General features: G+C 68.4%; 20 protein-coding genes and 1 pseudogene. 9 read left to right on the top strand and 12 right to left on the bottom strand.

Annotation, left to right across the window (positions count from 1 at the left end):
- Nucleotides 1-86: 86 nt before the first annotated feature.
- The 3 genes from ACFWI4_RS07155 to ACFWI4_RS07145 all read right to left on the bottom strand — a co-directional run bounded on the left by ACFWI4_RS07155 (nt 87) and on the right by ACFWI4_RS07145 (nt 2546).
- Nucleotides 87-686 carry a flavodoxin family protein gene (locus tag ACFWI4_RS07155; RefSeq protein ID WP_387191830.1) on the bottom strand — a complete coding sequence of 200 codons (600 nt, stop codon included), beginning with the start codon at nt 684-686 and terminating at the stop codon, nt 87-89.
- 763 nt (nt 687-1449) lie between these two features.
- Complete coding sequence (gene mscL / locus ACFWI4_RS07150; protein ID WP_387191828.1) at nt 1450-1905, bottom strand: large conductance mechanosensitive channel protein MscL; 456 nt, start codon at nt 1903-1905, stop codon at nt 1450-1452.
- 158 nt (nt 1906-2063) lie between these two features.
- Nucleotides 2064-2546, bottom strand: a complete 483-nt coding sequence (locus ACFWI4_RS07145) for a hypothetical protein (protein ID WP_387191826.1) — start codon at nt 2544-2546, stop codon at nt 2064-2066.
- 97 nt (nt 2547-2643) lie between these two features.
- Between ACFWI4_RS07145 and ACFWI4_RS07140 the strand changes: the two are divergent.
- A pseudogene (locus ACFWI4_RS07140) lies at nt 2644-3131 on the top strand (Sua5/YciO/YrdC/YwlC family protein); the annotation flags it as partial.
- A 19-nt stretch (nt 3132-3150) separates the two neighbouring features.
- On the opposite strand, the gene ACFWI4_RS07135 reads toward ACFWI4_RS07140, so the two are convergent.
- The 3 genes from ACFWI4_RS07135 to ACFWI4_RS07125 are packed head-to-tail and all read right to left on the bottom strand — an operon-like array spanning nt 3151 to nt 4814.
- Nucleotides 3151-3786, bottom strand: a complete 636-nt coding sequence (locus tag ACFWI4_RS07135; RefSeq protein ID WP_387191824.1) for a carbonic anhydrase — start codon at nt 3784-3786, stop codon at nt 3151-3153.
- Nucleotides 3734-4198, bottom strand: a complete 465-nt coding sequence (locus ACFWI4_RS07130) for a hypothetical protein (protein ID WP_387191823.1) — start codon at nt 4196-4198, stop codon at nt 3734-3736. The genes ACFWI4_RS07135 and ACFWI4_RS07130 overlap by 53 nt, the downstream gene beginning before the upstream one ends.
- A complete protein-coding gene (locus tag ACFWI4_RS07125; RefSeq protein WP_387191821.1) occupies nt 4158-4814 on the bottom strand; it encodes a diguanylate cyclase in 657 nt (218 codons plus the stop codon). Before ACFWI4_RS07125 ends, ACFWI4_RS07130 begins: the two co-directional genes overlap by 41 nt.
- Before the next feature lie 253 nt (nt 4815-5067).
- On the opposite strand from ACFWI4_RS07125, the gene ACFWI4_RS07120 reads away from it, so the two are divergent.
- The 3 genes from ACFWI4_RS07120 to ACFWI4_RS07110 are packed head-to-tail and all read left to right on the top strand — an operon-like array spanning nt 5068 to nt 7718.
- Nucleotides 5068-5430 carry a DUF6479 family protein gene (locus ACFWI4_RS07120; RefSeq protein ID WP_339135039.1) on the top strand — a complete coding sequence of 121 codons (363 nt, stop codon included), beginning with the start codon at nt 5068-5070 and terminating at the stop codon, nt 5428-5430.
- A gap of 44 nt (nt 5431-5474) precedes the next feature.
- Nucleotides 5475-6494, top strand: a complete 1020-nt coding sequence (locus ACFWI4_RS07115; RefSeq protein WP_387191818.1) for an SDR family NAD(P)-dependent oxidoreductase — start codon at nt 5475-5477, stop codon at nt 6492-6494.
- Between the two features lie 39 nt (nt 6495-6533).
- Nucleotides 6534-7718 (top strand): alcohol dehydrogenase catalytic domain-containing protein, encoded by a 1185-nt coding sequence (locus ACFWI4_RS07110; RefSeq protein WP_339135035.1) that lies wholly within the window; start codon nt 6534-6536, stop codon nt 7716-7718.
- A gap of 512 nt (nt 7719-8230) precedes the next feature.
- On the opposite strand, the gene ACFWI4_RS07105 is transcribed toward ACFWI4_RS07110, so the two are convergent.
- Nucleotides 8231-8485, bottom strand: coding sequence for a hypothetical protein (locus ACFWI4_RS07105; protein WP_387191816.1), 255 nt, complete (start codon nt 8483-8485; stop codon nt 8231-8233).
- Between the two features lie 577 nt (nt 8486-9062).
- On the opposite strand from ACFWI4_RS07105, the gene ACFWI4_RS07100 reads away from it, so the two are divergent.
- Complete coding sequence (locus ACFWI4_RS07100; protein WP_387191814.1) at nt 9063-10118, top strand: YihY/virulence factor BrkB family protein; 1056 nt, start codon at nt 9063-9065, stop codon at nt 10116-10118.
- A gap of 13 nt (nt 10119-10131) precedes the next feature.
- On the opposite strand, the gene ACFWI4_RS07095 is transcribed toward ACFWI4_RS07100, so the two are convergent.
- Nucleotides 10132-11403, bottom strand: a complete 1272-nt coding sequence (locus ACFWI4_RS07095; protein ID WP_387191812.1) for an RNA-guided endonuclease InsQ/TnpB family protein — start codon at nt 11401-11403, stop codon at nt 10132-10134.
- Between the two features lie 201 nt (nt 11404-11604).
- Between ACFWI4_RS07095 and ACFWI4_RS07090 the strand changes: the two genes are divergently transcribed.
- A complete protein-coding gene (locus ACFWI4_RS07090) occupies nt 11605-12132 on the top strand; it encodes a phosphatase PAP2 family protein (RefSeq protein WP_387191810.1) in 528 nt (175 codons plus the stop codon).
- A gap of 233 nt (nt 12133-12365) precedes the next feature.
- On the opposite strand, the gene ACFWI4_RS07085 is transcribed toward ACFWI4_RS07090, so the two are convergent.
- Nucleotides 12366-12671, bottom strand: coding sequence for an N-acetyltransferase (locus ACFWI4_RS07085; protein WP_387191808.1), 306 nt, complete (start codon nt 12669-12671; stop codon nt 12366-12368).
- A gap of 1036 nt (nt 12672-13707) precedes the next feature.
- Between ACFWI4_RS07085 and ACFWI4_RS07080 the strand changes: the two genes are divergently transcribed.
- Together ACFWI4_RS07080 and ACFWI4_RS07075 are read left to right on the top strand one after the other, a co-directional pair.
- Entirely contained in the window at nt 13708-15000 is a 1293-nt protein-coding gene (locus tag ACFWI4_RS07080; protein WP_387191806.1) for a PP2C family protein-serine/threonine phosphatase, read from the top strand.
- On the top strand, nt 14997-15362 hold the full coding sequence (locus tag ACFWI4_RS07075; protein WP_339135025.1) for an STAS domain-containing protein: 366 nt from the start codon (nt 14997-14999) through the stop codon (nt 15360-15362). The genes ACFWI4_RS07080 and ACFWI4_RS07075 overlap by 4 nt, the downstream gene beginning before the upstream one ends.
- 315 nt (nt 15363-15677) lie before the next feature.
- Here ACFWI4_RS07075 and ACFWI4_RS07070 read toward each other — a convergent pair whose 3' ends face one another.
- Nucleotides 15678-15923, bottom strand: coding sequence for a DUF5133 domain-containing protein (locus ACFWI4_RS07070; RefSeq protein ID WP_339135023.1), 246 nt, complete (start codon nt 15921-15923; stop codon nt 15678-15680).
- Between the two features lie 378 nt (nt 15924-16301).
- Here ACFWI4_RS07070 and ACFWI4_RS07065 point away from each other — a divergent pair, with 378 nt between their 5' ends.
- Nucleotides 16302-16793: an MSMEG_6728 family protein gene (locus tag ACFWI4_RS07065; RefSeq protein ID WP_387191803.1), complete on the top strand. Its 492-nt coding sequence runs from the start codon at nt 16302-16304 to the stop codon at nt 16791-16793.
- A gap of 97 nt (nt 16794-16890) precedes the next feature.
- Here the strand turns inward: ACFWI4_RS07065 and ACFWI4_RS07060 are convergent, their stop codons facing one another.
- A complete protein-coding gene (locus ACFWI4_RS07060) occupies nt 16891-17436 on the bottom strand; it encodes a DUF6328 family protein (RefSeq protein ID WP_387191801.1) in 546 nt (181 codons plus the stop codon).
- Nucleotides 17437-17812: 376 nt separating this feature from the next.
- Nucleotides 17813-18256, bottom strand: a complete 444-nt coding sequence (locus ACFWI4_RS07055) for a DUF742 domain-containing protein (protein ID WP_387191799.1) — start codon at nt 18254-18256, stop codon at nt 17813-17815.
- Between the last annotated feature and the right edge of the window lie 396 nt (nt 18257-18652).

Raw genomic sequence — 18652 nt, 5'->3', positions numbered from 1 at the left:
CTGCGCCTGGCGGTCACTGGACCTTCACGCAGAAGGGCTGCTGAGGACAGAAGAAGCATCCACGATCGGGCTGTGGTCGCGGTGATTCAGCTGGGCGGATACGGGTGGTCCTTCAACCGGCGCGCGAGGTGAACCGCGTTGACCGCCAGCGTGCGCGTCGTCTTCTTCACCGCCTCGGGAGTCTCTTTGAGGTCCTGGTAATCGGTCCCCTGCTGGGCCTCGCCGACCCAGTAGGTGACCGCTCCGGGCGCCAGGGAGAAGCCGATGTCGTTAAGGCCCTGGAAGACGTCCGCGCTCACCTTGTGGGCGCCGTCCTCGTTGCCGACAACCGCGACGGCGGCGACCTTGTCGTAGGTGAGCATGCGCCCCTGGTCGTCCGTCTCGGAGAGTTCAGCGTCCAGGCGCTCCAGTACGCGCTGGCAGATGCTCGACGGATGCCCCAGCCAGATCGGTGTGGCGAGGACGAGAATGTCCGCCCGCAGTACTCGTTCGCGCAGCTGGGGCCACTGATCGCCGTCACCTGTATCCACCTCCACTCCCGGTCGGACATCGAAGTCCGCCACCCGCGCCACGTCCCCCTCGACTCCGAGATCACGAAGTTCCGTCATGATCTGCTCGGCGAGCAGCTGGCTGCTGGAGGACGCGGGTGACGCGTTGAGTGAACAGACGAGTGAGAGTGCGCGCATGACAGGTGGGCTCCTCGGTCGGAACGGGCCACGGTCCCGTTCTCTCGTAGACGGCTGGCCGAGGCCGGGTTCCCAGAGTGCGAGTGTTCATCCCGGACCGTCGCGCTGTCCGGGGACTTGGCCTCCGCCCTCCCGTGGACGGGCGGACGAGTACCGAGGCAGGCGTCCGTAGGTGGAAACGCAGCAGCCGACGGGCAGGCACCACTGACGGCGCGAGTCCGTCGAGGCCGACGCCTGCCTCTCGTCAGCAGATCACCTTCGTCAAGACCGGGGGTCAGGGGTACTCGTGCGGCATCGCTGGCTCCAGGTCGGCCTGACCGCCATCCCTGAAGCACGTTCGGAGCCGAACCCTCAGCAACCGCACCTCAAGACTCACGGCATGGTCGCCACGGCGGCCGGCAGCCCACGAACCCGTCAGCCACTCACCGAACGGCCGTGGAAGGCATCGGGCCGGCGACAGACATCGTGATGACCGCCGCGTTCGCCCCCGCGCCCGCCCCTGGCGGGCTCCGCTGTTGGATCCTGCCAGGGGTCTACCGCCCGCAAGCAGACACCGGGCTGAGGAAGGCGTTGCACCGAGGCGGGTCAACGGTCGCACCGAGGTCCTGGATCTCTGTACCGGCAGCGGTGCGATCGCGGTGGAAGCGGCCCGTCTGGGTGCCCGGGTGGATATCTCCTGGCGGGCGTTAGCCGCCGCATGGTGCAACGGGCTGCTCAACAGGCAGGCGGTGAGAGTGCGCCACGGGAAGCGTTGGGAGGCCGGTTATCCGGCGCGCTGGGTCGTCTCCCCGGCCTGGGCGGGTATCGCGGGCAGGGCCACGGTGCAAGAGGCGCAGCGGCGGGCTTGGGCGGGTACGGGGCTGAGGCATTCGGGGCAGTCCCGCTTGGGGGCCTGGACGTCGTTGTGGGGGGCGAGGCGTTCGTGCAGCTTGTTGATCGGGAGTACGACGAGGAAGTACAGGGCGCTGGCGAGGAGGAGGAAACTGATCGTCGCGTTGATGAAGGCTCCGTAGGGGAACTTGGTGGCGCCTGCGGTGAAGGTCTTGTGGCTCATGTCGCCGGTGGCCCCGGTGGCCAGCCCCACGAGCGGTGTCAAAAAGGCGCCGACGAAGCCGTTGACGACGGCGGTGAACGCCGCTCCGATGACGATGCCGACGGCCAAGTCGACCACGTTGCCGCGCAGAATGAAGCTGCGGAAACCCTTCACCTTCTCACTCACCCCTTCAAAGGCCCCTGACGTAGATGGGCGCCACCAAGGGCACAGCCGGTCCGACGCTCCTCACCCCTGCTGCCCTGCCATGTCCCACCCATGCCCGGTAGACGTCTCACCGGGCCGCTGTGACTGCCGCGCGGGTTGCTCGCTGGTTCGCATCGGGCTCAAGCCAGAGGGGCGTCCGGAAAGTGCGGACAGGGCACGGCAGAGGTGGGAATCCGCATCCGGCGCAGGAGAGCACGGGTGGCGCGCTTGCGTAGCGTGCTGCGCCAGGCAAGTCCCGGGTGGCGAGAGCGCAAGTGGGACAGCGCCCGGGTGCTCAGACCGGTGCTGTAGAAGCGCTGGTCGATGACGACGGCGGTGATGACGCCCTGGGCACAGTCGAGGCAGAGCCGGTAGTGGACCTGGCCCACGACCTGTCGGATGTGGACGAGGAGGAGACATTCCTCTCCGGGTCCGGCACTGTCGGGGATGTGCGTGGACAGGAAGTCGATCGCCCGGTAGGCGAGGAGACGCCGGCGCACGCGGCCCGAGATCCGACTGCGGTGTGAGTGGTTGGTGCCGCTGCGGCAGGAGGGCGATGTCTGGGCTTCGGTGGCCAGGCCGAACACGCTGCTGCTGGCGGGACGCGCATGTTGTCCGTGCATGACCTCTCTTGTGCCCGGACGGCCAACAGATACCCGGTCCGTCGGGCACCGGGCCTACCCGGGTCGGGTCAGGCAAGCGATGCCACCGCCTGCGCGCGGGCCGTTGACCCTGGTCCTGCGACGCGGCCGTCGCGTGCCGCTCGAAGCCACTGGCGGTCTGGAGACGGTCGCCGTGCGGGTGCCCGACCATCCTGTGGCTCTCGCGCTGGTGTCGGTCTTCGGCGGCGGGGTCACGGCCCCGTCCGCCGACCGCTTCGGCTCGGTCAGCCCCACGACCGCGGACGATCTCCGGGCGGAGCTCGGAGACGCCGTCGATTTCGTCCTGGAGGGCGGCTCCTGCCAGGTCGGCGTCGAGTCGACCATCGTCGACGTCATGGGCGGGATGCCGGGCATCCTGCGACCGGGCGGGGTGACGCGTGAGGACCTCGAAGCGGTGCTGGGGCACCCGGTCGCGGTCTCGTCTGCAAGCGGTGTCCGGGTGCCGGGTGCGACCTCATCGTCGCGTCCCTGCCGGTGGAAGAGGGGCTGGGGCTGGCGGTTGCCAACCGGCTTCGCCGGGCTGCGGGGCCCCGGCCCTCCGCGTGAGTGGCCACGGCCCGGGCTGTCAGGACGCGGTGGGAACCGGCGCGTCGAGGCCGCGGGTGGCGACCAGCTGGGCGCTGCCGTCGGACAGCCGGTAGGACAGCCCCACCACGGCGAGGCGGCCGGCAGCCACCGCGTCGGCCAGGACACGGGAGCGTTCCAGCAGCAGGTCCACGGTGTGCTCGATGTGCTCGGCCAGGATTTCTTCGGCCGTGTCGCGTCCGGCGGCGCGGGCTGCCAGCACGCTCGGGGTCACCCGTTCGACAACGTCCCGGACGAAGCCGCCCGGCGTCCGCCCGTTCTCCAGGGCGGAGCAGGCCGCGGCAACCGCGCCGCACGAGTCATGGCCGAGGACCACGACCAGCGGCGCATTGAGGACGCTCACGCCGAACTCTACGGACCCGAGGACTTCGGTACCGGCGACGTGCCCGGCGGTGCGGACCACGAACAGGTCGCCCAGGCCGCGGTCGAAGATGATCTCGGCAGCCAGCCGGGAGTCGGAGCACCCGAACAGCACGGCGAAGGGCTGCTGGGACGGTGCGATCTCGGTGCGGCGGGTGGCGTCCTGGTTCGGATGCTCGGGGCTGCCTGAGACGAAGCGCTGGTTACCGGCCATGAGCAGGTCGAAGGCGTCGTGGGGCGTCGGGGTCTGGGGCATAGCCGCAGCCTACGAGGCGGCACCCGCCGTCGCAGCCACTCCCCTGCTGCTGCCGTTTCCGGCTTTCGAGGGTCCGGGCGAATCCCAGCGTCCGGACCGCATCCGCCCGCAGCATCGCGGCGACGCGGGGCGAGCCTCGCTCGGGGTCGGCCGCGAGGACCACCTCCTCCCAGGCGAGCGCGTTCGCCGCGCCGTCCGGGAGGAGGTCCGCACGGTCGACGTCCGCCTTCCCCGAGGACTCCCACAGTCGCCGCCACCACCGCGGGGTGTGCCAGCCGTTGTCCTCGCAGTCCCACCACGGCGCGAGGTGCTCGGGCGCGCGTCCGTCCAGCTCCTGTGCGGTGCCCGGGGTGACGACGCCGGTCTGTCGATTAAGCGCGGCTTCGTGCTCCGTCGTGCTGTCGGCGGGCATGCAGGCAGCGGATCATCTCCTCCGCGTACGGAAGGGCGACGCACAGGCCTACGCCGGCGGCGAGCGCCGTGAGGTAACCGGCCGACAGCGGGCGTTCCTTGGGGACGAGCTTCCAGTCGTCCGCCTGGCCGCCTCCGCTGAAGGTTGCGCGGACCTGGTCCCAGTGCAGGCATGCGGTGAACGCGGCGGCTGTCACCGGCAATACTTCGAGGAAGCTGTGAATGTGCTGCTCTACAGGCCGCACCTCGCGTTTGCCGGTGGCCAGCGACACATCCCACAGCGCGGTGGCTCCATGCGCCGCGGCCGCTCCGCCCATCAGCGACAGGACCAGCGGATTGATCTTGGCGGTCAGTCCCGCGACGACCGGGATGCCGGCCTCGGTCATCATCAACGCGTGCACCGCGGACTCACGTACCCCACTGGTGTGCTCGATGTCCGAGCGGCGGTGCATCACCCAGTCGGCGACGGCGGGAACGAACCACAAGGGAAGAACGCCGTACAGCAGGAACCTGCGGTTGGCGTTCTCCACGTCGTCGGCACGGCCCGGAATGCGCAGCACGGGATGCGAACGCCAGTGCCGCCAGCGGGTGAGTGCCGAAGCACGGTGGATGCTCATGGGGTCCTTTCGCGGCGGATGGGGGCACGCTTGCGGGCGGGTACCCGGGTGCGAGCGTGCCGAACGGGGCCGGGCCAGGAATCCGGCTGGGTGTTCAGCGTCTCCGCCCGAAGACGGGGCCGGGGTCCCGCCGCCGCCCGTACCGCGCCCTCTCCTTGGACGACGGAGAAGATCTGGTCGAGTCCGGCGATCCGCAGGAGCACTGCCCGAGGATCCGGAGTCTGCGCCTCACGAGTGTGGGTACTCGGCCGGCATGAACCACGAACACTGGAGCGTTGCGCTCTCGAACGCCGTGGTCGGGACGCTGGGCGCCCTGCTGGGCGGCCTCGTCATCGCGGGAGCCCTGGTGTGGGCCGTGGGGCTCGGCATCCGGGCACGCCGTCGCGAGCCGGGCCCGCCCAAGGCGCACGAGCAGCCCAGGCTTCCGCAATCGGGGCCCGCGCACGAGACCTCGGAGATCAGGGAGCCGAACGAGGTGCCCCGCGCCGCGAACGAGGGCGAGCGCCTCACCCCGCACCAGCTCGGCGGTTCCGGCAGCAGGCGCAGCGACCGACAGGAGCGGCCGCGCTGGGGGTCCGGGTCGAGCGGGTCGTTCGGCAGCGGCGGCTCCGGCTGATGCCGGATCTCCCTGGCAGCCTCCCCAACAGCGAGGTGACGAAAGTGACATCGACTCCACGCCGGTCGGAACTGATGGGCCTCTCGGCCCTGGTCACGGGCGGATCCAGGGGCCTGGGGCTGCTGCTGTCCGCACGGCTGGCCCAGCGCGGCTGCCTGGTCACGATGGCGGCCCGCGACGAGGCCGAACTGCGCCGCGGAGCCGCATGGGCAGAGGAAAGGACCAGCAAGACGTTCTCCACCGCGGTGTGCGACGTCCGTGACCGGCAGGCCGTGGACTCAGTGGTCCGGCAGACGGAGGCCCGGCACGGCAGGCTGGACATCGTCGTCGCCAACGCCGGTGTCATCCAGGTGGCCCCCGTGGCGTCGCTCGACAGCGGAGCCTTCGAGGACGCCATGGACACCATCTTCGGCGGCGCCGTGAACACGGCCATGGCGGCACTCCCGTCACTGCGCGCGAGCGAGGCCGGAGGCCGGCTGTGTCTCATCGGCTCGGTCGGCGGGCTGCTCGCCGTACCCCATCTGCTGCCGTACTCGTGCGCCAAGGCCGCCGTGGGAACGCTGGGCGAGGGCCTGCGGGCCGAGACGGCCGGAGAGAACCTCAGCGTCACGACCGTACATCCAGGTCTGATGCGCACCGGCTCGCATCTTCAGGCCGAGTTCGGCGGACGCTCGTCCCGGGAGTTCGCCTGGTTCTCGGCCCTCTCCGGGGCGCCCATCGTCTCGATGGACGCCGACCGTGCGGCGGAGCGCATCGTACGGGCCCTGGAGAGGCGCAGGACCCGCGTAGTGCTGACTCCCGCCGCGCATGCCGCGGCGGTGGCACACGGGGTGGCACCGGCCATGGTCACCCGGCTCAGCGGGCTCGCCGCCCGGCTCCTGCCCGCTCCCCCGGCCACCCCCGGCGATGCCGACGCGATCGGGCACGGCATCCAGCAGGGCCACGACATCGACAGGTCCGCCTCCACCTGGACGGAAAAGATACGCAAGCTGGGCAGCGGCCTCAACGACCGGGCCGCACGCCGCTACAACCAGCAGATCCCGGGCCCGCCGACCAGCGCCTGACCCTGACCGGGGCCGAACCCTGCGACAGAAGGAGCACTCATGCGCGCACTGACCTGGCACGGCAAGAGGGACGTCCGGGTGGAGACCGTGCCCGACCCGCAGATCGAGAAGCCCGACGACGTGATCGTACGGATCACATCGAGCGGAATCTGCGGATCCGACCTTCATCTCTACGAGTTGTTCGGTCCCTATCTGGACCCCGGCGACATCCTGGGACACGAGCCCATGGGCGTGGTCGAGGATGTCGGGCCCGAGGTCCACGCCCTCACAGCGGGCGACCGCGTCGTGATCCCCTTCAATGTGTCGTGCCGCGACTGCTACATGTGCGACCGCGGGCTGCACTCGCAGTGCGAGACCACGCAGGTCCGTGAACGCGGCACCGGTGCCTCGCTCTTCGGGTACACCAAGCTCTACGGCCAGGTCCCGGGCGGCCAGGCCGAACTGCTGCGGGTCCCCTTCGGCAACAAGCTGCCCATCAAGGTCCCGGACGGACCGCCGGACGACCGCTTCGTCTATCTGTCCGACGTCCTGCCGACAGCCTGGCAGGCGGTCGAATACGCCGACATCCCCGAAGGCGGCACGGTGACCGTCCTGGGGCTCGGCCCGATCGGTGACATGGCGGCCCGGATCGCACAGCACCGCGGGGCCGGCCTGGTCATCGGGATCGACCCGGTCGCCGACCGGCTCACCCGCGCCTCCGCACACGGCGTCACGTGCTTCGACGCCCGGCGCGGAGGCACTGAACTGACCGACTTTGTAAAAGAGTTGACCGAGGGGCGAGGAACCGACGCGGTCATCGACGCCGTCGGCATGGAGGCTCACGGAGCACCGTTCGCCAAGGCCGCCCAGTGGGTCACCACCCTGCTGCCGGACAGCGTCGCGCAGCCGCTCATGGAGCGGGCCGGAGTGGACCGGCTGACCGCCCTGCACGCAGCCATACAGCTCGTACGGCGCGGGGGCACGGTCTCCGTCTCCGGCGTGTACGGCGGAGCGGCCAGCCCCATGCCGCTGCTGACCATGTTCGACAAGCAGATCCAGCTACGGATGGGCCAGGCCAACGTGTGGCGCTGGGTCGAGGACATCCTGCCACTGCTCACCGACGCCGATCCGCTCGGCGTGGACTCCTTCAAGACCCACGACATGCCACTCGAGGACGGCCCCAAGGCGTACGCGATGTTCCAGGCCAAGGAGGACGCCATGGTCAAGACGCTTCTTCACCCTTGACCCCGGAACCCGGGCCTCGATCCGGATTCCCCCTGTTCCTACGTAGGTAACCGCTTGGATCGAACGGGAGTTGACTGATGGAGGAACGACAGCCACCCGCCCAGAACCGACGCTCAGGCGTGTGCAAGGCGTGCGGGAGCAGGCCGGCCGTCCCGTCCGAGGGCGACACCAGGCTGTGCGAGCACTGCGCCCGAGTGCTTGAACTGCCGGACCAGGCAGGGCTGGTGGACGATGAAGGGGCCGGAGTCCGGCGCGCTTACCTGGACTCATGCAGAAAGCCCGGGCATTCATGAGTGAACCGGCGGGTGTGATCTTGTCGTCACGCGGCGAGTTGGAGTCGGACGAGGTATGAGGTGCGGGTTCCGCCTAGGAGTGTTTCGCTGAGTGCCTATTTCTGAGCTGGGCATGACATAACCACCTGCGGCGCCTGGGGGTTTTCCCAGCTCAGAGTTCGAAGCGAGGTCTGGGTGACGGGGGCGGCTGGTCGACTGCTGCTTGGCACCGCACCCGGCTCATATTCGGTGCGGTGCGGCTCCGTCCCGCCAGCGGTAGAGGTCGCGCAGCAGGGAAATTTCGGCGCCGTGATGGATCAGCTCCCTGTTGACGTGCAGGACCCTGTTTTCCATCCCTGATCTTGCGTGGATGCTCCAGCAGCCGCGCACCGGCTCCCAGAAGTACTCCTGGTCGGTAAGACCGTCCAGCCGCGGCCGCAGGTTCTTGTGCCAGTACCATTCCAACTGCTCCGCGACCCGCTCGCTTCTTGTCATTGCCGCACACTACAGACCCGTCGAACAGAGCGTGCCGGCCTGGTGGCCGCAGGGGGCTCTGGCTATGCCGTCCGGCAACGCGACCTGGGGTTTCTGGGCAACAGGACACCGGTCTCGATGTTGCCGGTTGCGCTGATGAAGTCGTCGTGGTGGTGCGAGAATGGGGCTGACTTGAGGGCCCGGTGACTTCTCGGTGGCACTGCTGACCGTCAGTGCCGATCGGATCGGTCGTGGTGGGCCTCGAGGGAGGCCGGCTGTCCGCTCCTGCGAGAGCTTCGGCGGGTGATGCGCCTGGTCATCAAGGTGATTGCGGCCCAGGTGATGAGCGATTCCGATTCTCTGAACTAGCGACACTGGGAGACCTCGCTCGCTGGCCGCTGCTGCGCCAGCGGAAGAAAAACCGATGGCGTCGCGGTGGAGCCCTGCGGTACGAGTGGGGACTGGGCTGGGCAGGGGCGGTCTGTATAACCGTCGGCTCGGGGGCGGGCAGGCCCAGGCCTGAGGCAACCTCGGGCATGGTTTGGACCCACCCCCGCGGGCCACTGCTCACCGACGCGAACCGGGGTACCCGGTGCGCATGGCGAAATTCAGTCTTCCAGGTCGGAAAGAACAAAACGGCGTCGACGACGTGCCGCCTCCCGAGGAGGCCGGGCCCGGGCCCGAGGTGGAAGAGCGGGCCCCGGACAGTCCGACCGAGCTGCCCAAGCAGGCGTGGGGCAAGGTCCTTTCCGGGAGTCTGCGGGAGTTCAAGAAGGACGAGCTGACCGACCGGGCCGCCGCCCTGACCTACTACGGGGTACTCGCGCTGTTTCCCGCCCTGCTGGCCCTGGTCTCCCTGCTGGGCATCACCGGCAAATCGACCACGGACAGAGTCCTGGTCAACCTCAAGCAGCTCGCCCCCGGTCCGGCTCGCGACATCCTCACCCGCGCCGTGGCACAACTGCAGGGCAACGCAGGCCTCGGCTCCATCGTCGCCATCGTCGGCCTCGTCGTGGCCATATGGTCCGCGTCCGGTTACGTCGCGGCGTTCATACGCGCCGCGAACGCCGTCTACGACATGCCCGAGGGCCGCCCGGCCTGGAAGATCCTGCCAGTACGTGTCGGCGTGACCATCGTCCTGATGGTCCTGGCCGGCGTCAGCGCACTGATCGTGGTCTTCACCGGCGGCATCGCCCGCCAGGCCGGCACCGCGCTGGGCATCGGAGACAGCGCGCTGACGGTGTGGTCGATCGCCAAATGGCCCGTCCTGATCGTCCTCGTCACCATCATGATCGCGATCCTGTACTGGGCCTGCCCGAACGCGAAGGTGAAGGGCTTCAGGTGGATCACCCCAGGCAGCTTCCTCGCACTGGTCATCTGGCTGATCGCCTCCGCCGGGTTCGCCTTCTACGTCGCCAACTTCGCCTCCTACAACAAGACCTACGGCACTATGGCAGGCGTCATTGTCTTCCTGGTGTGGCTGTGGATCAGCAACCTGGCCATCCTCCTCGGCCTGGAGTTCGACGCCGAAGCCGTACGCCAGCGAGCCCTCGCCGGCGGCATGGCGCCCGGGACAGAGCCCTACACGCAGCCCCGCGACACCCGGAAATGGGACGAGGAAGACCTGCGCCGCCTGGACGAAGGCGAAGATTGACATCCTCCCCGCCCTAAAGGGCGGGGATTCCCGCCTGGCTGCCGGTGGTGACCGGCTGGGCCTTCGGGTGGGTTCCCCGTTCAACGGGCCGTGCCTGGCGTGGGATTTCCACTCCTGGACTGACCGGCCCTCCAGGGGCGTTTAGCCTCTCCGCCTGCCCGGCGGCGAGGATCACTTGCGACGCATTGAGGTCACGATCATGCTCAGTACCGCAGCCTTCGCACCGCCAGATACGCACGTGCAGCGGCTTCTTCCCGTCCACGACCCAGCAGACCGAGCATGTCCGGGAGGAGGGCAGCCAGCGGGAAACGATGCCCACGTGCCGGCCGTAGCGGGCCGCCTTCTCCTCCAGCACGCGGCGGAACATGCCCCACGCGGCGTCGTGCACGGACTTGGCGAGGCGCGTGCGGGCCAGACCGGACACCGCCAGGTCTTCGAGGTAGACCGCTTGGTTGTCGCGGACCAGCCTCGAAGCACTCTGGTGACACCAGTTCCTGCGCGCATCGGCCACCCGGGCATGCGCACGGGCGACCTTCAACCGGGCCTTGGCCCGGTTCCTCGACCCCTTCGCCTTGCGGCTCAACGCCCGCTGCGCCTTGTTCAGCCGACGCTCGGCACGCCGCAGGAAGCGCGGATTGTCGATCACCTCGCCGTCGGAGAGAACGGCGATGGGGGTCCCCCCGGACGGAGTCTGGGGGAGGGTCAGCCCCAGGTCGATGCCGACCTCGGACGTGACGGGCGCGAGCGGCTCGGGCTCGACCTGAACGACGAAGCTCGCGAAGTACCGGCCCGACGGATCCTTGATCACGGTCACCGAGGAGGGAGCGGAAGGCAGCTCCCGGGACCAGCGGACCCGGACGTCCCCGATCTTCGCGAGGTTCAGCCGCCCGTTGTCCCGCAGCCGGAACCCGTTCCTGGAGAAACGCACGGCCTGCCGGCTGTCCTTCTTCGACTTGAACACCGGAAGCCCCATACGGCGCCCTGGCCGCTTCCCCGACACCGACGCGAAAAAATTCGCGTACGCCGTATCGAGATCACGAAGAGAGGACTGCAAGGCGTCCACCGACACCTCCGCCAGCCACGCCCGCTCGGGCGTCTTCTTCGCATCGGTGATCACCCGCTTCGCCAGCACACCCGTCGCGATCCGCGACCTGTCCGCCCGGTAGGCGGCCTTCCTCGCGGCCAGCGCATCGTTGTAGACCACCCGGGCACAACCGAACGTACGCGCCAGCGCGATGCACTGGCCCGGCGTCGGCTCGAGCCGGAAGGAATACCGCAGATACACGCGACCAACCTAACGGCCACCACCGACAACGCCGGTCCGCCCAAGGGCGAACCGGCTTTCCCTGCCCTGCTCCGCAGCAGGGTTTCCTCCCCGGCCTGAAGGCCGGGGTATCCACGAAGGAAACCTGATGACTGCCGGGGGCCGGATGGGTATGTATTGGATTATCCGGGAAATCCGCAGCTCATGAGATTGATAGCGGCGTTGAGTGATGCAGACCGGTGTCTGACGCAGCGGGCTGCCGCCCGCATTCCACCGGCCATCGGCCGGCTGCTGTCGGCGGTGGAGGAGACGGCGGAGAGCAGCAAGCTGTGGTGCGGCGCCGCGGCGGTCATGACGGCGGTCGGCGGACCCCGCGGGCGCAGGTCCGCCGTCTCGGGGCTTGCCGCGCTCGCCGTCGCGCAACTGGTGTCCAACGGGGTGTGCAAGCCGCTCGTCGACCGGCCCCGCCCGCCCAAAGAGTGGATCGAGCACGATGAAGTCGAGGACCGGCCCGACTCCTCCTCCTTCCCCTCGGGTCACACCGCGGCCGCCGTGGCCTTCACAGCCACTATCGCGCCCATGTGGCCGTCGGCGGGCGCCCTCTGCGCGGTGCCCGCCACCCTGCTGGCCGTCGAGCGAGTGCAGTCGGGCGCCCATTACCCCACCGATGTCGCCGCCGGTGCCCTGATCGGCCTCGGCAGCGCCTGGCTCACGTTGCATGTCCCGCGTCTGCTGCCTCATTGCCTGTAGCGGCCCTGCCCCGACCCCGCAGTGCACCCCTGTTCGAGCCCAGATCGCTTTTCTCTTGAACTCCACGGTTCGGAGTACTCGCGCAGTCACCGGAATGGCAGCCGCTGAGGGAGGATTGAACGCCGCCGAATACGCTTCGCCAACAAGCGGCATGCAGGCGGGCTGTCCTCCCGTCCGGGCACGACTGCCGTGATGCCGCCGGCTTCACCAACCACCGCACGCGCCGTAACACTTCACCGGATGTGGGAACAACTCCCGCCCGCAGTCGCCTTGGGAACGCGCATTCGGCGCAGCAGAGTGCGTGTGAGGCGAGTGTCCAGCGTGGTGCGCCAGGTGATGTCGGGATAGAGGGAACGCAGATGTGACAGGGCCCTGGTGCCCAGCCCGCAGTCGCGGAACGGTTCCTCCAGGACGACGTCGGTGATCACGCCCTCTGCGCACCTGCTGCACGCTCGATAGGTCACGCGCCCGATCACCCTGCGGATGTGCACCAGCAGGAGACACTCCTCGCCCGCGTCTTCCGGAGAGGGAGACAGCATGAGGTCGACCCCGCGGTAGGCCAGCAGCCTGCGATGCCACCGGCCCCGGCGCCGTCCGCTACGTCGGTGCCTTCCCTCGGCCAGCCGTGGTGCGGGGCTTGCCCAAAGCCTGCTTCGAACGGTGGCGTACGCCTGAATGGCCTCCATACCCACCACGAGTGCCCTTTCACCACGGACACATGTCCCGCCCGCCATAAAACATCGCTTCACAGCTGCACGACCCTCGCGCGGTGCCCCGCCGCGAGGCGTCTGGGGGGGCGAGAGGAGTCCGGCACCCGTTGCGAATGGACCCATGCGGGTGGCCGCACTGTTGTCGGCCTCCAGCAGCCAGCGGTACGGGGCCTGGATCCTGGGAGGGGCCTGACATGACGGTGACCGAGGCGCCAGCACGACTGACACCGACCGAGGCGGCGGCACCCTGACCGTGGGCCTGCCGGGGATAGCGGACCCCTCGCGGGTCGCGCGATGGGAACCCATGCTCTGCGCCTTCTTCCGCTGGGCTCGGAAGATCGAAACGGGTCCCGGAGCAAATAGCTTCGAACCGGCGGAAACCACAGTCAGAGCAGTACGAGCACGATCGAATAGGATCGCCGATCCCGGTCGGCGGCGACTTCAGCCTGGCCAACTAGGAGAACCAGTCTCGGGCAGGGCGACAGCGCGATCTGCACCCCGCCCGGGAAGATCTCACGCTCAGGCTCGCCCCACCGCGGAATTCGAACAGCAGCCTCCCAGGCGCTCCCGAAGCGGTGAGTGTCTGCTGTCCGTTCTGGGGTTCTGGCACGCCTTCCGCCTTCCGTGAAGTCGGGCCAATCCTCGGTGTCCGAGGCCGACGGCCTTGGTGAACCGGCAGGTCGGCAGCTCGTCCAGAGGCGGCCACGAGCGCAGTACGCCAACACCCGGCCTACTGCAAAACGCCGCGCTTGAGCGACAGCGGGGGCCTGGACTGTGCTGGTGTCCGGTCTTGCTGTGCTGCGGCCGAAGTGGATAACCGGCACGGACGGGCACTCGGACATTTTGCAGCAGAGGAGGGAAGACCATGGACATGGACCGTGAGGCAGGCGGGCGGGCGATGCTCGCCAGCCTGCTGGACGCCAGCCATCTGATGCCGCTGGACGCGCTGCCGGAAAAGGCTGGCGAGCATGCCCGGGCCGCGGGCTTCACCGACCTGCTCATCTACGTGACCGATCTGGAGCACCGGGAGCTGCACCTGCTGGCCGGCCCGAACGGGGCCCCGCCGGACACCGCACAGGACATCCGCATCGAGGGCACCACCCCGGGGCGGGCCTACCAGTACGGCTGGCTGACCTCTTCTTCCCTGAACGAGGCGGTCGGCATCGACTGGTGGCTGCCCATCGTGGACGGCACCGAGCGCATTGGAGTGCTGCGCGTGCGCTCCGTGTACGACGATGCTCGTGCCCGTGAGGACGCCGACCGTCTCGCCGCGCTCCTGGCGTTGCTGATCGTTTCGAAGCGGACTTCCAGTGACACGCTCGCGAAGCTGACGCGGACGGAGCCGCTGAACATCGGGGCGGAGATGGCGTGGAACCTGATGCCGCCGAGCACCTACGCCGACGGGCGCATCGTGATCTCGGCGTCGCTGGAGCCGGCCTACCGGGTCAGCGGTGATGTGTACGAGTACGCCCTCGACGGTCCTTTGGTGCACCTGACGATCTTCGACGCCATGGGTCACGACAACGCAGCGGGACTGTGCGGAGCCCTCGCGCTCGGTGCATGCCGCCAGGCCCGCCGCCAGGGCGCCGGCCTCGCCGCCAAGGGGGAAGCCGTGGAAACCGCCCTGATCGACCAGTATCACCAGCGCCGCTACGTCACCGGCATCCTCGCCACCCTCGACACCCGCACCGGGGTCCTGAGCTGGGTCAACCGCGGCCACCACCCGCCGATCATCATCCGCGGCAACCGCTGGAGCAGCCACCTCACGTGCCCCCCGGCTCATCCCATGGGCACTGACCTGGGACTTCCCAGCATCGTGTGCCACGAACAGTTGCAACCGGGTGACCGCATCGTCCTCTACACCGACGGCATCACCGAAGCCCGCAGTGCCGACGACAGCGAATTCGGCCTGGAACGCTTCACCGATCTCCTCGTCCGCCACCACGCCGACGGTCTGCCCGTCCCCGAGACCCTGCGCCGCCTCATCAAGGCCGTCCTCGACTACCACGACGGCCACCTCCAGGACGACGCCACCGTGCTGATGTGTGAATGGCTGGGCCCCACCACCGAGAACACCGAACCAGCGGCGGCCCTGACCGGACTGCTGGACCGCGATCGACCGCTCACCTCAACCACGGACGGGAGCAGTCGGCCATGAACTCCCTCCTGCGCATCGACACAGCCGGCACCCACAGCCAAGCCACTGCCCTCACCGTGGCAGGGCCTCTCGACCTGAACACCGCCTCCATCCTGGAGCACACCGTGGACGAGGCCCTCAACCACCACCCCACCGTGATCCTGAATCTGACCGGCGTCACCTTCTGCGACTCCTCCGGCCTCAACACCCTCATCCGCCTACGCCGCCGCGCTCAGCACTCCGGCGGCGAGCTCATCCTGGCCGCACCGACCCAGCAGATGATGCGCCTGCTCACCATCACCGGCGCCCACAGCGTGTTCCCCATCCACGGCAGCCTGACCGAAGCCTGGCAGGCCGCTCCCGGCACTCCGCCCACCACCTGACCCCATGTGCCGACGTCGTCCCCGTGGCTCCCGAGCCGGAAGCACTCGCAAAGCCGTCCACGACGCCTCTGGGGGACGCGCACAGGCTTCGTCACCGTTTCCAGGAGGCCGCGAAGAGCGGATCGTGGCCGGCGGCCGGGAGTATGCGGTGAAGCTGGGTGTCTTCCTCTCCAACAGCATGAGCAGGCGCGCCAAGTTCACAGGGACAAGCTCGCCGCACTCGGGCTTGAGTGGGCAGCCACGCGTGACGTCGGGTTCGTGCCGTCGTTGGACAGCACGAACCCTTCTACCGGGCCTCGGGGACGTCAAGAAAGGTCAGGCGGCCGCCCTGTCCTGCGGCCGCGTGGCACCATAACGGTCAGTGCTGTATTGCTCCAACAGGGCGTCTGCCGCAGGCAGGGCCTGCTCGATGGTCCGGGCCCCGGTCATCACGCACAGCGTGTACGTGGCGTCGTCCAGTGCACGGCTGGTACGACCGGTGGGACGGACATCATGTTCAATCCGTGTCTCCGCAAAGCGGGTCAGCACCGCGCGCAGTTCTCTTTCCGCCGGAAGGATCATGGTAGCCCTCTCCCCAAACGCGGGTGACGCGTGACGGCTGAGTCCGCCATGCGGCGAACGCACCCTACGTATGACGTCTGACGCCCGCTCAGCACCGAGCATCGTCAGGCAGGTCTTCGGGTGCCCCGTCTAAAGAGGTCTATTCCAGCGCACTTGCGTGCCGGGCCGCGGCACGGCGGTCTTCGGCGGTGATGCGCTGCTCCTCATCGAGCCGGCGTTCGAGGACGATGATGCGGCAGGCGGCCTTGCCCGCGGTAGAACTTGCAAGAGCCCCGACAGAAGCGTAGGTCCTCGCTCAGCGGCCAACTCTCGAAACGTAGACCGTTGCACCACCACTGACCCGTGTGAAAGCAGGTCAGCCATGGTAGGTGTGCATGGGTGCAGACCTTTCTCCCCTATCCCGATTTCACGCAATCCGCCGCAGTCTTGGATCAGGCGCGTCTGGGCAAACAGCGGGTCGAGGCTCTGCAGGTGCTGCGCGGCCTGACAGTACCCGGCTACGGATGGCGGCACCATCCCGCCGTCCAGATGTGGACCGGCTATGAGGAGGCCCTGGTCCGTTACGGCCTGGACGTGTGCGCCGTGTGGGTGGCGGATGGGCATGCCGACACATGCGCTGCGACCCTCGTCACCGACTTCAGCCAGCATCATCCCGACACCGTGGTGCGGGCCCAGGAACAGCTTGCAGACGCCGGGGAGCTGCCCCCGTGGCTGGGAGACCCCGCTTTCCATCGCAGCCACCAGTCGGCGCTGATGCGCAAAGCACCTGAGATCTACAGCCCGTTCTTCTCGGATGTTCCTGACAATCTGCCCTACGTCTGGCCGACGTCCGACCGGATCGCTTCGCCGGATGGTGGGACGAGTCATTGACATCCTCCCCGCTCTAAAGGGCGAGGATGTCAACCCCAGCGTGAACGCCAGGGCTCTGCAAGAGTCCCGGTAAGCCGTCGTCGGCGGCCGGGTCCCGTCAGCCGGCGGGCTCCTTCAACACCGTGGTGTACCGGTGCCGTGCCCACAGCGGCAGCGCGACCCAGCACGCGAGGTACCAGGCCACCACCGTGCCCACCAGCCAGGGCACGAAGCCGTCGTGCGTGGCCACCCGGAGGATCAGGAACAGGGCGGAGGTGAGCGTGGCGACCAGCAGCGCCAGGCCGAGGAAGATGAGCCGTGCCGCCCAGCGCACCGCCTGCGCCTTGATGCTGCGGCCGGAGATTATCCGGTGGAAGGGGACGGGCGCGATGAGGGCGCCGGTCGCCGTCGCGCCGAGGACGACCGTGGTGATGTAGATGAACCGGTCCGCGTGCGACAGGTGCCCGAAAGCCGGGGTGAACGCCACGCTCAGCAGGAAGCCGAAGAGAATCTGTACGCCGGTCTGCGCGACCCGGATCTCCTGCATCAGTTCGTTCCACTGCCGGTCGGCCCGCTCGGCCCCGGACTCTTCCCGCTGCGCCTGTTCGGCGCCCTTCGTATGCGTTGCCGTCGGTCTCGCTTCCGCGACCCCACCGTCCGCCACGACCCCTCCCTGTGTGCTCGTTCCTATAGGCGAGCGGATACCCCCGTTCGTCGCTGGCGTGCATCCCGAATTGGCTGTCCCTTGACCTCGCGTTGAACGACGCTGTGCATGGGACTGCGCGTTCGCGGCGTGCGCCCGATGCTGGACGCGTGGCGAATCCGCCCGTCCACTCCGACCGCGTAGCACCGGCACGGCGAAGAAGAACATTCGTACAAGGGTGGCAAGGTGTCCTGGAGCAGTTCGACCGGGACGTCATGGGCACCGTGAAGTACGCCAAGCAAGTGCTCGCCGACGAGCGTCTGGGATCCCGGACACAGTCGCCGCACCGATGGCGGAGCAGGACGCAGCCGTCAGCCGGCCGGTATCGCGGGTCGTCCTAGAGTTTCCGAAGGCCGCTGAGCACCTTTTCGAGGAGCGTCACGTCGGGCCTTCCCCCATGGGAGTCGTCCCCGCGGGGTTGTTGCACCGTCACGAGCCTCGCCTCCGCGAGATCCGCCACGAGGATTCGGGCGACTCCCAGCGGGACGCCAAGGTGTGCGGAGATTTCCGCGACCGACTTGACCTCTTGGCAGAGAACGCAGATCCGATACGCCTCCGGCGTTTGGCCATGAGGCTCCCAGAGGTCTGTTCTGGTGCTGACCAACGCCTCGATGGCGAGGTGGTGGCTCGGGCGGGTGCGGCCTCCAGTCATGGAGTAGGGCCGAACGAGGGCGGAGGGCTTGGCTCGGCCGCCCGTTGCTGCTTGGAATCGAGGATCTTGAGCCGTGGACGGCGGAGGACGGTATGTCCTGTACGGATCGCCTCCAGGGGGCGTCGTCACGGCTACTGCTCCATTCGGCTGGCGTACCCGAGGACGTCGGGTACCGGAAACGGCCAACTACCGGTGTCGGCAGAAGATACGCGTTCACGAATCGCACGGTCCGATCCTGCGCAGCGTGCGCCACACAGGGCACGGCGCCGAAGCGTAGCCCTCGCCGTAATCGATTACGAGTCGATTCACAAGGAATGACACTACTCGCTGCCGTAGCGTCCTCAGGGCAGATCACGGCGTACTTCGTAGCTCAGTTCGGAAATCGGCATATGCCGCACCGCGATCTGCCCGTGCGACAGACCATCCGCCCCGCATCCACGGCAGCGGGCCCAATGCGCCTCGAAGCAGAGCAAGTCGAACATACTGCTGAACTCGGCTTTTTTGGGTAAAGCTACTGGTGGCGGA

The sequence above is a fragment of the Streptomyces sp. NPDC127038 genome, assembly GCF_042725875.1.
Taxonomy (GTDB): domain Bacteria; phylum Actinomycetota; class Actinomycetes; order Streptomycetales; family Streptomycetaceae; genus Streptomyces.
The sequence above is the reverse complement of the archived record's forward strand: the minus strand, read 5'-3'. Positions and strand labels throughout refer to the sequence as shown.